We start from the raw sequence: 13,413 nt of genomic DNA on the forward strand, positions 1-13,413 counted from the left end.
ATCATCGAGACCACCAACGTGGAATGCCTGCCTACCGCTCCCAGGGCAGCTCGGACTTGCCGAAGTGGCCGTAGTTGGTGGTCTGGCGGTAGATGGGCTGCAGCAGTTCCAGCCGCTCGATGATGGCCGCCGGGCGGAAGTCGAAGTTCTCGCGCACGTACTCGGCCGCGGCGCGCGCGTCGCCGGTGCCGAACGTGTCCACCTTCACCGACACCGGCTGCGCCACGCCGATGGCGTACGCCACCTGCACCTCGGCGCGCTGGGCCAGCCCCGCCTTGACGATCTCGCGGGCCACGAAGCGGCAGAAGTACGCGCCGCTGCGGTCCACCTTGCTGGGATCCTTGCCGCTGAACGCGCCGCCGCCGTGGCGTCCCATGCCGCCGTACGTGTCGACGATGATCTTGCGGCCGGTCACGCCGGCGTCGGCCGACGGGCCGCCCTGCACGAAGCTGCCGGTGGGGTTCACCATCACCCGCACGTCGTCGTGGTACCAGCTGCCCAGCGCCTCGGGAATGACGGTGGTCACCACGAAGTGGCGGATCTCTTCGCGGCTCACGTCGGCCGAGTGCTGCGTGCTGATCAGCACGTCCGTCACGGCGACCGGCGTGTTGCCTTCGTACACCACGGACACCTGCGTCTTGCTGTCCGGGCGCAGCCAGCTGACCGTGCCGGCCTTGCGGTGCTGGGCCAGAATGCGGGACAGGCGGTGCGAAAGCAGAATGGGCAGCGGCATCAGCTCCGGCGTCTCGTTCGTCGCGTAGCCGAACATGATGCCCTGGTCGCCCGCGCCCTGCTCGCCGCTCTCGCTGGTGTCCTCGTCCACGCCCTGGGCGATCTCGGCGGCCTGCGCGGAAAGCAGGCTCACGATCTTCACCGTGTCGGCATGGAAGGGCTGGTCCGCGTCCGTGTAGCCGATCTCGCGGATGGCCTGGCGGACGACGGCCTCGAAATCGACCTTGGCGTTGCTGGTGATTTCGCCGGCGAGCACCACGTGGTCCTCCTTGACGAGAACTTCGCACGCCACGCGGCTGGCCAGGTCCTGCTGCAGGTGGGCGTCCAGAATGCTGTCGGCGATGTAGTCGCAGACCTTGTCCGGGTGCCCTTCGCTCACCGACTCGGAGGTGAACGTGTACGTCACGGTGGCCGGCGCGTCCGTGGAAGTCAGCACGGTGCTCATCGGTGCTCCTGCGGTGGTACGGTGATCAAAAAGGATGCAGAGGCCGCCGGATGAAGCAGCCCGAGTCGTCGACGGCGGATGATCCGCCTTGCAGTTCCCGCCCTGGTGCGCGCCGTCCCGGGGGCAAGGCGCGCAAAAAAGCCCCAACGCAAAACGCGCCGGGGCTACCGAGCGCTTTAGCACATTTATAACGCGGAGCAATCGCTGCAACTCGCCGCGGCACCCGTGAGGGTACGGCCAAGATGATAATGGCGCTCCGCTCCGCGCGCAAGTAGGACCGCGTTACGGCGGGAACAGTCCGCGAGGCCAGGGCACGGGGATACGCCGCTGTAGGGGTAATATCCAAAAGGACTCAGATCATTTCGGGTACAAAGGTGTTGCGCGGTGGTGTCCGGGCGATTACCGTGGATTCCGGTTGGGCTGGCTGTTCTCACTCTCCAGCGGAGCATCCGTCCATGAAGAAAAGCTGGTATCTGGTTGCCGTTCTGCTGGTGGCGTCCGCATGCGAGCCGCGTCCGGTGCAGACCACGATCCCTCCCGTCACCGTGAGCAGAACCATGAGCGACGCGGCTGAAACCGGGCGCGAAGCCGGCCCGGGTGTGCGCTATATCGGACCCGGGGAAGTGGACCCCGCCATCCGGGAGAGCGCCGGCGCCGTGCACGCCCGGATCGCGGACCGCATGGCGGGCGAGGCCGCGGCGCGGTCGCAGCAGTGGAGGACCGTTCCCGTCGCGATTGCGCTGACGGACGAGGCGCTGCTTTCCGGTGCGGTGGCCGTGCTCGTCCGCGACCCTGCCGGACGAGGGAGCCGGATGCTGATTTTCTCCAGGGAAAGCCTGGATGATGAATCGTTCATCCTCGCCGACCTCGCGCTGCGCCGGGACGAGATCGCGAACCCGTCGATCACGGGCAGACGAATCATGTTCGTGACTCGCGATCAGCGGATCTTCAATGAAAGCGGCGCGGAGGAGCCCCGCCTGTCGATGCAGAACCTGTCGAGAGGTTCCAGCGCGTTTGCCGCCCGTCTGCGCGAGGCACCGTCCGCCGGTGATGTGCTGGTGCCGGGCGTGGGGAGAGTAACCGTGCTCGCCCCGGTCCCGTGAGCACCGCGGCCCGGGTGGGCGCGGCCGCATTGGCGGCTCGTGGGGCGGTGCTGCTGGTCGCGGTTCTGTGCGCCGCCGAGTTGCAGGCCCAGAACTATCAGGGACCGGACGGCGATGGGCTGTGTCCCGCCAGGGTGGGGATGGTGGCCAACCACAACGGCGAGTTCTTTCGGGGAGAAGGAATCGTTGAGCAGGACCTGGTCTTCTGGACCCGTTACCGCTTCGTGGCCCACAATCTTGGTGGAATGGGCGGCATTGAGATGGCCGGGTTCTTCTACCTGTCCAAACCAGACTGCTACTGGAACGAGACCGGAATATTTCTGATCGTTTCTCCCGTGATCGAGTACTACGGCCCGCCTCGGAACGGCGGCACGGGAGGCGTGCCAGAACAGCCGACCGACACGGACTATCTGTACGTCGGCGGCGTGCGCTATTCCTGCTACAACTACACCAACGACGACGGCCAGCACATTCAGCACTGCGATCCAGACCCATGATTCCGCGCATCGGCGAACTTCGCCGGCTATGCGGATTCACGCATGAAACGAAGCGCGTGCGCACGGAGACCGGACGCACGCGCTTCGTTCATCATCCACCTACGTAACAGTCAGGTGCTGAGCGAGATGTCGCGCAGGTAGTCGAACGGGTAGATGCCGGTGTTGTGGCCGTCGCTCCACTCGAACCGCAGCGCGTAGTCGCCCACGTACTCCACCGAGTTGGGATGCACGTCCATGGGCACCGCGGCGGGGTTCAGCAGCGGGCGGCCCGTCATCTCCTCCACGCAGCCGGCGCAGGGGCAGCACAGGCGAAGGTAGCGCGGCGGATAATCGGACACGCCGCCGTCCTTCCAGCGGATGCGCAGTTCCGATCCATCCTCCGTCGGCCCGACCTCGACCGGCGTGTTCTCGTCCGTCCTCACGGCGCCACGGTGAACGGGGCGGTCACCTCGGTGTCATCCCACGACATCACGATCGCGCCGCCGTTCTGCGCGTTCCGGATGCGCATGGTGAACTGCTCCACCGCCTCGCCCCGCGTGCGCGCGGCCTGCACGGGAACGCGCGCCAGGTCCTGCGACGCATCGTACTCCGTGCCCCACTCGCCCGTCTTGCGGTTGATGATCAACTGCCAGCCCTGCGGTCCCGGGATGGTCCACAGCGTGTAGGCGCCGGCGGGGACTCGCGTGCCGCCGAACATCAGGTCGCGGCTGGTGCGGAAGCTGGTGGCCTCGTTGGCGCCGGTGCGCCACACCTCGCCCCACTTCACCACGCTGCCGAAGATCTGACGTCCGCGCCGCGCGGGGCGGCCGTAGGAAAGCGACATCTGCGCGCCGCCGACGGTGGCGTTGATGGAGTCGCGCGGCGAAAGCATCCCCATCGCCCGCCCCGAACGCTCGGCCTGCAGAAAGCGCGCGGCGACCGCCTCCACCGGGATCGAGGCCACGCGCTCCACCGTCACCTGCCGCGTGCTGTTGGGGCTGATGACGCCCATCACCCGCCCGCGCCCGTCCACGCGGATGCGCGACTCGCCGCCGGGGGTGGTGAACGTCACCGAGTCCGCGCCCAGCCGGCGGACCATGACGGGCATTCCCGCCCGTGCGCCCGGCGACAGCATGGGCACGACGACGGAGTCCGCCTGGCCGAAGCGCGCCGCGTGCAGCGCGTGCTCCACGAATGCGTAGGAATCGCTGATGTACGGATACGCGCCCGGCGCCAACGCGCGGATCTGGCGCACTGTGTCGCCGCGGGCGATGCGCACGGTGGCGCTGTCACCCGCGGGCAGTTCCACGGTGATGACCTGCGGCAGCAGCGTGGAATCGTTCATCACCCGCGTGGTGACGGTCATGCGCGACACGCTGCCGTCGGGGCGCAGTTCGGCGTCCAGGGTGCGGAGCGCGGTGCGGGGCGAGCGGCTCACCATCTGGCTGCGCAGATGGGTGGCGGTGCGCTCGTACTGTTCCACCGCCACGGTGTCGCGGCCCAGGCGGACCACGAACCCGCCGCGGTCCTGCGCGGCGGCGGGGAGGGCGGCGCCCGTGGCCAGAACGGCCAGCGCGGCGGTGCTCAAGAAGTGCTTCATGAATGCCTCGGGAGACGGGAGTCGCGCCGGAGTCCACGGGTCCGGCGGCGTGCAAGGTGCCGCGCGCGGGGCGGGTGGACAAGGGCGGCCCGGCGGTTGCACCCGCATTCTGGTCCACATTCAGACGGGGGTGACGGGGATGGCGTACGGGGTGATCCAGTTCGTGGAGGCGGGGCGGCCGGTGGCGACGCTGGTGCGGACCGAGCACGGCCAGCCCACGGGCGCGGACGGGGTGATGGATGCGCTGGCGGCGTTCATCGAGCAGACGTCCGGAACGCTGCTGCGGCAGGGGTCGCCGGGCGGGCTGTACATGGCGGAGCTGTTCACCGCGCGCGAGGTGGAGGCGGGCCACGAGATCCGCGTGGTGGGCGGATCGGGGGAGCTGGGGATGGCGGCGGAAGAGGCGGGCCGCCTTTCCGGACAGGGATACTACTACGAGTTCGTCGTGGGCCCCGAAGGCGACCGCAGCCCGCCCACCGTGCACATGACGCCGGTGTCGAAGCCGCCGCGCACGGGAGAAGAGAGTGCGTGAGTGCGGGGTGCGTTAGTGCGTGAGTGCGAGGGATGGAAAGCTCGAGGAATGCTGATGGTTCGGTGCGGAGGGCGGAGTTTGCGGGCGGCCCCCACCCGGGCTCGTACTACTCGCCCACCCTCCCCCAAAAAAGACTGGGGGAGGGTTGGGGGTGCGGCAGGTTCGGTGCGGGAAGCGGAAATCGGTGCGTGGGCGGAATCTGTTGAGCGAATGAATCCGCCGCTCCAGAAGCGGTAAGCCCCGACTCATGGCCGCTGTCGCGTCCACGATCGGGGCTTCAACTGCGTACGGGCGATCACGGATTGGTCCTCCGCGATCTGTGGTCTGGCCGGGTGCGCGCCACCCTCGGCCGCGTGCGCCAGAAGGCTGGAGTGCGACGCCCCGAGTAGTTGAAGCCCCGAACGGCGCCTGTGGGCGACGTGTTGGGGCTTCCCGCTGTTCGAGCGGCGGATTCATTCGCTCACGATTCCCTCCGGCGCGACAGGGTTGGCTGCCGGTTCCGGACTCGCCGCCCCTCAACCCTCCCCCAGTCCTTTTTGGGGGAGGGTGGGCCGGTGGTGCCGGCCCGGGTGGGGCCCGCCCGAGAACTCCGCCCCTCGCACCGAACCGTCAGCACGCCTCGCCGCTTCTCATCCCTCGCACTCACGCACTAACGCACCCAGCACTCACGCACGTCTCCCCTACGGTTGGATCCGCACCGTAAGATCCGCGCTCCGGATGACCATTTCCCCCGTGCGCGGGTCCGTCGTCACGTTCGCGGGGGCGCCGCGCACCTCCACCGTGCCGCCGCGCGTGCGGCCGGAAAACCGCAGCCGCTGCGGATCGTCGCCGCGGCCGGCGTCGGGACGGTTCTGCGCGGTCAGCACGGCGTTGCGCGCCACTCCGCCGCGCGTAAACGACAGCCGCACCGCCTGCCCCGGCCGGATCGCGCCGAACCGGTTTCCGCCCGCCTCGGATGCCAGCGGAATGCCGTCCACGTGCGTCAGCCTGTCGCCGCCGCGGATTCCGGCGCGCGCGGCGGGCGTATTCTCCTCCACCCGCGTCACCGTCAGCCCGTCGCGAAAGGAAAAGCTCGTCCGCCCGTTTTCCGTGCGGATGGAGCAATGCTGGCACGACACGCCGAACCCCATCCATCCCTCCGGCATGATGTCCGGCGGCGGCGGCGGCGCGGGAGGAGCCGGAGGCGCGGGCGGGCGCGGCCCCACGGGTCCGGCCGGCCCGCGCGGAGGCGTGGGCGGGCGGGGAGGCGTGGGAGCACGTCCAGCAGCCGGCGCGGCGGGGGCGCGGGGAGGCGCGGGAGGACGTCCCGCGGACGCGGGTGCACGCGGAGGCGCCGGGGCTCGTACAGCGCCCGGAGCCGCGGGTGCACGCGGAGGCGCGGGGGCGCCGCCTGCCCGGGGCGGCGCGGGCGGACGCGGAGGCGTGGGGCCCACCGCTTCCCGCGGCGGCGCGGGGGCGCGGGGCGGCGCAGGCGGGCGCGGCGGCACCGGCAGGCGGCGGCAGCGCGAGCCCGCGACCACGTCCACCTGCCGCACCTGTCCGCCGCGACGGACGGAAAGGCGCACCCGGTCGCCCGAATCGATGTCGGAGTAGCGGCGGCCGCCCTCCGCCGTGGTGATCAGCTGCCCGTCGATGGCCACCAGCGCATCGCCGTCCCTAAGCTTTCCTTCCGCCGGGCCGTCCGCGCGCACGCCCCCGATGCGCGGCTCGCCGCCGCTGAAGCTCATCCGCAGCCGTCCGCCGTTGGTGGACTCGCTGCGAAAGCTGCAGTCCGCGCACGACAGGCTGTTGAAGCCCAGGTCCGGCTCGCGCACCTCGTTGGGCCCGCACCGGGCCGCCTGCGCCAGCGCGGGTGCGCCGGCCAGCAGCGTCGCCAGCACCGGTGCCCGCCACGTCCATCGATTCATCGTCATCATCCGCTCCTTGCGGCTCGTTGTGCGTTTCAGAACCACAGAACCTGCTGTTTGGCGCGATGGGCGGCGGCTGTGTCCGTTCGGGGATTGCTCGCCATCACCGCGCCCGCCACCGCGTCGTTGGGGGCGATGCGCACCATCTGCCCGGCGGCCGCGCGAAGCATGTGCGCCGCCACTTCGCGCCCCTGCGGGTCCGCCGCGCCGGCGCTGTCCATCGCCGCAAAGTGCCGCAGCGCCTGCACGTACGCCGTCCCCGTCTGCTGCACCAGCATGGCCGCCTGCTGGCTGTTGCGGGCCTCCATGGCGCTTACCACCTGGGCCGTGGCGCGCCCGCCCATCCACTGGCCCACGGCCACACCGCTGGCGAACAGCGCCAGCGAGGCCGCCACCGCGCCGCCGATCCACGCCATCGGCAGGCGGCGGATGCCGCGCGGCGCGGCCGCCTGCACCAGCCCGTTCTCGCGCAGGGCGCGAACGGTGCGTTCCTCCAGCAGTCGTCCCGGCTGGCGTTCGCGCGGCAGGCCGCGGAGCGCGTTCAGCAGGGCGGGCGGCAGTTCGTCTTCGTGCGGATCAGGCGTGTTCATGGGCTTCCTGCGTTCGGGGCTCCAGCATGCGCCGGAGCGCCCTGCGTGCGTGGGACAGCTGGCTCTTGGAGGTGCCGGACGCAATGCCCAGCCGCTCCGCGATCTCGTCGTGGGTGTATCCCTCCACGTCGTACAGAACCAGCACCGTTCGATAGCCAACGGGGAGCAGCGCCAGCGCCCGCTCGATGTCGATGCGGTCGCCGTCCGCGGCGGGCGGCCGCGAGGGCTCGGGCGTGTCCGCCTCCATGGGCAGCTCCCACCGCCCCTGCTTGCGAAGCAGCCCGCGCGCGACGTTCAATCCGATTCCCGTCAGCCACGTGCCGAACGCGGCCTCCCAGCGAAAGGTGGCGAGCGCCGACGTGGCGCGGATCCACGTTTCCTGCACCACGTCTTCGGCGTCGTGCTCGGCGCCGCCCACGATGCGCAGCACGAACTGAAACAGCCGTGGCGTGTGCCGGGCGTAAAGTTCGCGAAATGCGCCTTCGTCGCCGCGTAGCAGCAGCGCCTGCGCAAGGGACTGGTCGGATACCGCCGGGGCTTCGGCTCTCATGGTGCAACTGAGTGGCGCGCCGGGGGACGATGGTTGCACGGAGTTTCCGGACCTGGCGTGCCCGTCATCGGGTAAGCAGAGGCAAGTGGATGCGGATCAACAGGATGGGGATGATGAACGACTTCGGGCGGATGGGCGGATGGATGCGTTTCGGTGAGCCGATGACGATCGCGGAGGCCGGCAGAACCCTTCGCTTGACGAGGATCGGTGGATCCCGGCGGATGGGGATCGTGCCGCGGATCGTCGCGCCGGTGATGCTCGCCGGGATGATGGCCGCCTGCGCCGCGTCCGCGCCGCCGCCGGAGCAGGGGCCCGCCCCGGTTGCGGAGGTGCCGCCGCTCGTCGTCGAGGAGCCGTCGGTGCAACCCTCTCCGCCCGCCGCCCCGCCTCTCGTGGAGCTCAGGCCCGCGCCGCCGGCGGAGCTGCGCTCGCTCGGCTCGGAGCCGATCGGGGAGCGCGATCTGGCCGCGCTGGGGCTGACCGGCCGCGAGAAGCCGAACGGACTGGAGTACCGGCTGCGGCAGTCCGTGCCTGCCAACCTCCCGGCGTACGTGCCGCGCTTGCTGGACGGGCTGGAACTGTACATCGCCGACCCGGCGGAGGGCGGATGGATGGCGTTCTACCGCGACCCGCTGTCCATGGCCGAGGATGGCCCGAACGCGCGGTTCCGCGCCGTGCTCTTCGGCGGGGACGGCGGGCGCACGTGGGATGTGGATCTGAATCCGTTCCTCTCCCGTCCGGACCGGCTGGAGATCCAGGACGTCCGGTACGCGGACGGACGGCTGTACTTCAACGAGGCGTGCCAGTCGTACTCGCGCGAGGCGGGCGGCGCGTGCTCGTCGCTGGTGAGCGTGGACCCGGTGCGGCGCGCGGTGGAGTGGCGCACGCCGCCGCTCACGTCCAACAACGTGCTGCTGGTGCAGGGCCCGTACATCGTCGCGGGCTACGGCTTCACCGCCGAGGCGGACCGCCTGGTACTCGTCGACCGCGCGACCGGCCGCGTCCTCCACCAGCAGCCGCTGGACAGCGGGCACACGTACCTGGAGTTCGCGGGCGACACCCTCGTCGTCATCACCGTAAACCGCGTCCACCGCTTCCGCATCGAGCCGCGGTAGCCCGCGGCGGGAGGAGCAGCGTCCCTTTGTCGCACCGATGACGCGAACTGTATCGCGCTCAGATGCAGAATGCGCAAACGTGGCGTAAGACGATGGAAAACGCTATGTTAAGCTTGCTCGGTGTGCTGCCCGACCTTACAGTCGGGACATGGATACCATCTATCTGCTCCGCGGCGCCACCTTCCGCTGGCACGATGACAAGGCGCGGAGCAACGCCGAGAAGCACGGAGTGACATTCGAGGAGGCCGCTGAGGTGTTCTTCGATCCGCTTGGTAGAAGCGGTGACGCATCCAGAGGCGACGAGGAGCGCCAGTTCCACATGGGGCGGACCTGTCTGGGGCGCTCGTTGCTTGTCGTCTACGTGGAGCGAAGCGGCAGCATCAGGATCATCTCCGCCCGCTCTCCCACTCGCGTGGAAAGGAAAATGTATGAGCGATCCTGAGGAATTTGAGATCGTGCGGTTCCATCCGCGGCCTTCGGAAACCGTTGAACTGTCGGTCCCGCTGGACGCGCTCGCCATGCTGCGGCGTGTGGCTGAAGTGCGCGACGTGTCTCTTCACGGCCTTCTTCAACTGTATGTTGGTCAGGCACTTCGAGAGGACTACGACGCGTTCTTTCCCGGGGAGGCAGTTCCGTCGGTTCTCCGGTCGGCGCAGGCAAAGACGCTCGGCAGCGGCGCGGGCGACTGATCCTCGCTTGCGGTGATGGAGAACGAGCCCCGGCCGGAGATGCGTCTCCGGCCGGGGCTCGCTGTTCATCCCAACAGACGACGATCACAGGACGGCGAACTTGCCCTTGATCTCGTTCACCAGTTCGATGTAGCCGGGGCGCGTGCGGATGTCGGGATGCCACGCCAGGTCGCGCTCCAGCAAGTCGATCTCTTCCATGATCCGCGCGCCGGGAATGACGGCCCCCGCCGCGTCGCGCTCGCGCCCCATCAGCCAGATGGTGTCGCACACCGCCACAGCCGCCGACACGTCGTGCGTCACCAGGATGAGCGTGTTGTGCTCGTGCGTCTGGCTCACCTCCTGAATCAGCCGCTGCACGTTCTCCTGCTGGATCACGTCCAGCCCGGAAAACGGCTCGTCCATCACCAGATACAGCTCCGAGCACAGCAGCTGCTGCGCGATGGCCACGCGCTGCCGCTGCCCGCCGGAAAGCTGCATGGGATACTTTTCCGCGTGCGCCGCCAGCCCGAAGCGCTCCAGGTACTTGAGCGAGGCGGCGCGCGCCTGCTCCCCGGTCATTCCCGCCTGCTTCGCGGCGATCACCAGGTTGCCCAGCACGGAACGGTGCTCGAACAGCACGTAGTTCTGCGCCACCACGCCCACGAGGCCGGGGCTGGCCGGCTTTCCCTCCGCACCCACCTTCACCGACCCGGAATCCGGCTTCAGCAGCCCGGCCAGCACGTGGAACAGCGTGGTCTTGCCGATTCCGGAAGGCCCCAGCAGCCCCACCACCTGCCCCTGCGACATCCCCGGCCGCACCACGTCGCGCACCGTGGCGTTCAGGTCGCGAAGGACGGGAACGCCGCCGCGCGTTACGCTCACGTTCTGCAGCTCCAGCAGTACGCCGGTGCGCTCGAACTGAAATTCGCTCGACATCGCCCCTACCTCCGCACGGTGGTAAGGGCGGCGTGCGGCACCACCGTCGCCTTGAGCCACGCCAGCGCCGCGTCCTGCAGAAAGCCCGCGAGCAGAAATACGATCTGAACGGCCAGGATGGCGGCCAGGTTGAAGTGCTTGTTCTGGTCCATCAGCAGGGCGCCGATGCCGCCCTCGCTGCGGCTGATGCCCTCCACCATGGTCAGCATCATCCATCCGATGGCGGCGTTCTGCCGCAGGGCGTCCAGCGCCGGCCCCATCTGTCCCAGGATGATGACCTCCCACACCACGCGCCACTCGCCCATGCGCAGCGTGCGCGCGTGGTCCAGCTTTTCGCGCGGGACCTGCGCCACCACGTCCACCATGGACGTCAGAAAGAAGGCGGAGATGCCGAACACCAGCAGCGCCACCTTGAGCGGCCGCCCGCCGCCCAGCGACATGGTGAAGATGAAGGTCAATCCCACCAGGCTCAGAAAGCGCGCGCGGGTCAGCGCCAGGATGAAGGGGCGCACCGCGGCCACCACCGTCAGGTACGCCAGCCCCATCGAAAGGATGGCGGCGATGACGAGCGACTGGGCGAACAGCCCCAGGCTGGTGGCCAGCTCCGCGATCAATCCCTGCTGCGAGGTCAGCGTCCCCATCGCCTCGAACACCCGGCCCGGGCCGGGGAAGTAGGCGGGGGAAAGCAGCCAGGCCAGCAGAAACAGGGCGGTCCATCCCGCCACGAACATCCAGTACGCGCTGGCCGGCACCCACTGGTTGGGGCGCAGCGCGGGTCCAAGTGAAGCCATGGGCGGTGTCGGGCGAAAGTAGGAGAAAAGAAAGTGCCCAGTCTCAAGTCCCCGGTGCCCAGGTATGAACCGGGCACCGGGCACTGGGGACTGGGCACTTTTCTTCGTTTTAGCTGCCGATGACGATTTCCACGCGGCGGTTGGCGGCGCGGCCCGTTTCGGTGCGGTTGCTTTCCACCGGCTGCGTGCTGCCGTGCGCAAACACGCGCAGGCGGCCCTGCGGGAAGGTGCTGGCCGAGCGGCGCTCCAGCCACTGCTTCACCGCCATGGCGCGGTCCTCGGACAGCTGCTGGTTGGCCGTGGCGTCGCCCACGTTGTCGGTGTGGCCGTGCACTTCCACCGCCAGCGAGTTGATGGACAGCACGTCAAACAGCTCCTGCAGCTGCTTTTCCGTCTCGGGCGTCACATCCGCCGAGCCGGTGCGGAAGGTGATCTGGTAGTTGCGGCGGCCCACCACGCGCGTCACCGGCGTGCTGGCCGAGCCGTAGCTGGTGGTTTCCGCCTGCCCGCCGGTCGCTCCGCTGCTGGACACACGCTGCGAGATGGCGCGCAGGTAGCTGACGTCGAACACCGAGTCGTACGCCGGAATGCTGGGCACCAGGTCCGGGTACTGCTGCGTCACCAGCTTGCCGAACACCGTGTAGGTGGCGCGCATGCGGCTGGTCTCCGGCGTGGTTCCCGACGCCAGGCCGAAGAGCTGAAGGTTGTCGGCCAGGTTGTTGGCCTTGCTCCCGCCCAGCTCCACCTGCAGCCCCTGCTTGTCCGGCTCAGTCACGCCCTTGTAGTAGCGCTCCCAGTAGGCCGCGTCGGCGCCGGACTCCTGGTAGATCTCCTGGCTGATCTCCGCCGCGCGCGTCAGCGCCTGCGGGTGCGCCAGCACCTGGTCGCCGCCCTCCAGGAACGCCTGCAGCACCTTTTCCACCGTGGCGCGGTTGTCCTGGTTCCACTTGTGGATGCCGATGAGCACGTGCGGCATCTGCGAGCTGTACTCCTTGGTCGACACCACGGAGACGATCCCGCCGCGCTCGCGGGCCGCCGTCACGTCCGCCGGCGTCCAGGTGACGATGCCGTCCACGCAGACGCGCTTGGTCTCGCCCGTCCGCTTGCCCTTGGCGACGACGGGGCGGTCTTCGCAGTAGTTGGACACGTACTTTTCCGCCGCGTCCGTGTAGCTGCTGGTGTTCACCCAGTTGACCGCGTCGGCGTCCCAGGTACGCTCGTCGGGGTTGTTGGGGATGTTGTTGTCGCCCATGAAGCGCTGGGCGATGTTCCAGTCGCCGTCGCGCAGCACGCCCGCCACCAGCGCGCCCCGCATGCTCTGCGGGTTGTCGCGCCACTTCTGCGGCCCCATCAGCTTGTCTTCACCGCGCGAGTAGCCGCACGAGCCCACCACTTCCGCCCGGTACTCGGGGCCGAAGCTCGCCGTGAGCTGGCTGTTGAGCGCCGACAGAAACGCGCCCGCGCCGTCGCCCATGATGCCGATGAAGTGAATGCCGTCGCGCGGCTGCGCCTGCCCGGCGTGCATTCCCGCCGCCAGCTTGGTGAGCTGCGCCATCAACTGGCTGTTGTCGTCCTGGCGGCTGATGAAGACCTTGACGCCCTGCTTGGCCATCAGCGAGCCCTCGGTGGTCACGGGACCGCCGTTGGCCAGCATGCACCCCATCTGGCTGTTCCATGCCCAGAAGTTCACCCGCACCTCCGGCGCGCCGGGGAGCGCGGCCGGCTTGTCGGAGGGGAGCCCGGCGAAGGCGGCGTTGGACTGGCTCTTTTCGGTGGCGGCGTCCAGCCCCTCCACCTTGTCGGGGACGAAGGAGCTCAGGATCTTCTTGCCGAAGCCGTTCTTGGCCATGTACCGCAGGCCCAGGCCGATCAGAAGGACGACGACCAGTCCGCCCAGCACGCGGACGGTCTTCTGTCCCGTCGAAGTCAATCGCATGATTGCGTAGAGGAGTCAGGGGGTTGTGCCGC

At 69.1% G+C, this 13,413-nt stretch carries 15 protein-coding genes; 6 read left to right on the forward strand and 9 right to left on the reverse strand.

Annotated features, from left to right (window positions below; translation table 11 throughout):
• Positions 1–31 precede the first annotated feature (31 nt).
• The gene (gene metK / locus HNQ61_RS11375) at positions 32–1,177 is read right to left on the reverse strand and encodes a methionine adenosyltransferase (RefSeq protein WP_170034591.1); all 1,146 of its coding nucleotides are present in this window, start codon (positions 1,175–1,177) and stop codon (positions 32–34) included.
• A gap of 455 nt (positions 1,178–1,632) precedes the next feature.
• Between metK and HNQ61_RS11380 the strand changes: the two genes are divergently transcribed.
• Together HNQ61_RS11380 and HNQ61_RS11385 are read left to right on the forward strand one after the other, a co-directional pair.
• Positions 1,633–2,280 carry a hypothetical protein gene (locus HNQ61_RS11380; RefSeq protein ID WP_170034593.1) on the forward strand — a complete coding sequence of 216 codons (648 nt, stop codon included), beginning with the start codon at positions 1,633–1,635 and terminating at the stop codon, positions 2,278–2,280.
• Entirely contained in the window at positions 2,277–2,777 is a 501-nt protein-coding gene (locus tag HNQ61_RS11385; RefSeq protein WP_170034594.1) for a hypothetical protein, read from the forward strand. Before HNQ61_RS11380 ends, HNQ61_RS11385 begins: the two co-directional genes overlap by 4 nt.
• A 110-nt stretch (positions 2,778–2,887) precedes the next feature.
• Here the strand turns inward: HNQ61_RS11385 and HNQ61_RS11390 are convergent, their stop codons facing one another.
• Positions 2,888–3,199: a gamma-butyrobetaine hydroxylase-like domain-containing protein gene (locus HNQ61_RS11390; protein ID WP_170034595.1), complete on the reverse strand. Its 312-nt coding sequence runs from the start codon at positions 3,197–3,199 to the stop codon at positions 2,888–2,890.
• Positions 3,196–4,356, reverse strand: a complete 1,161-nt coding sequence (locus HNQ61_RS11395; protein WP_170034596.1) for a DUF2911 domain-containing protein — start codon at positions 4,354–4,356, stop codon at positions 3,196–3,198. The genes HNQ61_RS11390 and HNQ61_RS11395 overlap by 4 nt, the downstream gene beginning before the upstream one ends.
• Positions 4,357–4,486: 130 nt before the next feature.
• Between HNQ61_RS11395 and HNQ61_RS11400 the strand changes: the two genes are divergently transcribed.
• On the forward strand, positions 4,487–4,888 hold the full coding sequence (locus HNQ61_RS11400) for a hypothetical protein (RefSeq protein ID WP_170034598.1): 402 nt from the start codon (positions 4,487–4,489) through the stop codon (positions 4,886–4,888).
• Between the two features lie 680 nt (positions 4,889–5,568).
• On the opposite strand, the gene HNQ61_RS11405 is transcribed toward HNQ61_RS11400, so the two are convergent.
• Genes HNQ61_RS11405 through HNQ61_RS11415 form a run of 3 tightly spaced genes read right to left on the reverse strand, consistent with a single transcriptional unit; the run spans position 5,569 to position 7,935 of the window.
• On the reverse strand, positions 5,569–6,801 hold the full coding sequence (locus HNQ61_RS11405) for a PDZ domain-containing protein (protein WP_170034600.1): 1,233 nt from the start codon (positions 6,799–6,801) through the stop codon (positions 5,569–5,571).
• 29 nt (positions 6,802–6,830) lie between these two features.
• Complete coding sequence (locus HNQ61_RS11410) at positions 6,831–7,385, reverse strand: hypothetical protein (protein ID WP_170034602.1); 555 nt, start codon at positions 7,383–7,385, stop codon at positions 6,831–6,833.
• Positions 7,372–7,935, reverse strand: a complete 564-nt coding sequence (locus tag HNQ61_RS11415) for an RNA polymerase sigma factor (RefSeq protein WP_170034604.1) — start codon at positions 7,933–7,935, stop codon at positions 7,372–7,374. The genes HNQ61_RS11410 and HNQ61_RS11415 overlap by 14 nt, the downstream gene beginning before the upstream one ends.
• Before the next feature lie 89 nt (positions 7,936–8,024).
• Between HNQ61_RS11415 and HNQ61_RS11420 the strand changes: the two genes are divergently transcribed.
• From HNQ61_RS11420 to HNQ61_RS11430, 3 genes are all read left to right on the forward strand, one after another.
• Positions 8,025–9,050 (forward strand): hypothetical protein, encoded by a 1,026-nt coding sequence (locus tag HNQ61_RS11420; RefSeq protein ID WP_170034605.1) that lies wholly within the window; start codon positions 8,025–8,027, stop codon positions 9,048–9,050.
• Between the two features lie 148 nt (positions 9,051–9,198).
• Positions 9,199–9,492 (forward strand): BrnT family toxin, encoded by a 294-nt coding sequence (locus tag HNQ61_RS11425; protein WP_170034607.1) that lies wholly within the window; start codon positions 9,199–9,201, stop codon positions 9,490–9,492.
• Positions 9,479–9,739, forward strand: coding sequence for a hypothetical protein (locus HNQ61_RS11430; protein WP_170034609.1), 261 nt, complete (start codon positions 9,479–9,481; stop codon positions 9,737–9,739). The genes HNQ61_RS11425 and HNQ61_RS11430 overlap by 14 nt, the downstream gene beginning before the upstream one ends.
• A gap of 84 nt (positions 9,740–9,823) precedes the next feature.
• Here the strand turns inward: HNQ61_RS11430 and HNQ61_RS11435 are convergent, their stop codons facing one another.
• From HNQ61_RS11435 to HNQ61_RS11445, 3 genes are all read right to left on the reverse strand, one after another.
• Complete coding sequence (locus tag HNQ61_RS11435; RefSeq protein WP_170034611.1) at positions 9,824–10,654, reverse strand: ABC transporter ATP-binding protein; 831 nt, start codon at positions 10,652–10,654, stop codon at positions 9,824–9,826.
• A gap of 5 nt (positions 10,655–10,659) precedes the next feature.
• Positions 10,660–11,445, reverse strand: a complete 786-nt coding sequence (locus HNQ61_RS11440) for an ABC transporter permease (RefSeq protein ID WP_170034613.1) — start codon at positions 11,443–11,445, stop codon at positions 10,660–10,662.
• A gap of 109 nt (positions 11,446–11,554) precedes the next feature.
• Positions 11,555–13,381, reverse strand: coding sequence for an OmpA family protein (locus tag HNQ61_RS11445; protein ID WP_170034615.1), 1,827 nt, complete (start codon positions 13,379–13,381; stop codon positions 11,555–11,557).
• Positions 13,382–13,413 lie beyond the last annotated feature (32 nt).

It is taken from the genome of Longimicrobium terrae (assembly GCF_014202995.1).
In the GTDB taxonomy this organism is placed as follows: Bacteria; Gemmatimonadota; Gemmatimonadetes; order Longimicrobiales; family Longimicrobiaceae; genus Longimicrobium; species Longimicrobium terrae.

Excerpts from the sequence above, each read along its gene's own strand:
- metK (WP_170034591.1), bottom strand. The coding sequence starts at position 1,177 with ATGAGCACCGTGCTGACTTCCACGGACGCGCCGGCCACCGTGACGTAC.
- HNQ61_RS11380 (WP_170034593.1), top strand. The coding sequence starts at position 1,633 with ATGAAGAAAAGCTGGTATCTGGTTGCCGTTCTGCTGGTGGCGTCCGCA.
- HNQ61_RS11395 (WP_170034596.1), bottom strand. The coding sequence starts at position 4,356 with ATGAAGCACTTCTTGAGCACCGCCGCGCTGGCCGTTCTGGCCACGGGC.
- HNQ61_RS11405 (WP_170034600.1), bottom strand. The coding sequence starts at position 6,801 with ATGACGATGAATCGATGGACGTGGCGGGCACCGGTGCTGGCGACGCTG.
- HNQ61_RS11410 (WP_170034602.1), bottom strand. The coding sequence starts at position 7,385 with ATGAACACGCCTGATCCGCACGAAGACGAACTGCCGCCCGCCCTGCTG.
- HNQ61_RS11415 (WP_170034604.1), bottom strand. The coding sequence starts at position 7,935 with ATGAGAGCCGAAGCCCCGGCGGTATCCGACCAGTCCCTTGCGCAGGCG.
- HNQ61_RS11420 (WP_170034605.1), top strand. The coding sequence starts at position 8,025 with ATGCGGATCAACAGGATGGGGATGATGAACGACTTCGGGCGGATGGGC.
- HNQ61_RS11425 (WP_170034607.1), top strand. The coding sequence starts at position 9,199 with ATGGATACCATCTATCTGCTCCGCGGCGCCACCTTCCGCTGGCACGAT.
- HNQ61_RS11430 (WP_170034609.1), top strand. The coding sequence starts at position 9,479 with ATGAGCGATCCTGAGGAATTTGAGATCGTGCGGTTCCATCCGCGGCCT.
- HNQ61_RS11435 (WP_170034611.1), bottom strand. The coding sequence starts at position 10,654 with ATGTCGAGCGAATTTCAGTTCGAGCGCACCGGCGTACTGCTGGAGCTG.
- HNQ61_RS11440 (WP_170034613.1), bottom strand. The coding sequence starts at position 11,445 with ATGGCTTCACTTGGACCCGCGCTGCGCCCCAACCAGTGGGTGCCGGCC.
- HNQ61_RS11445 (WP_170034615.1), bottom strand. The coding sequence starts at position 13,381 with ATGCGATTGACTTCGACGGGACAGAAGACCGTCCGCGTGCTGGGCGGA.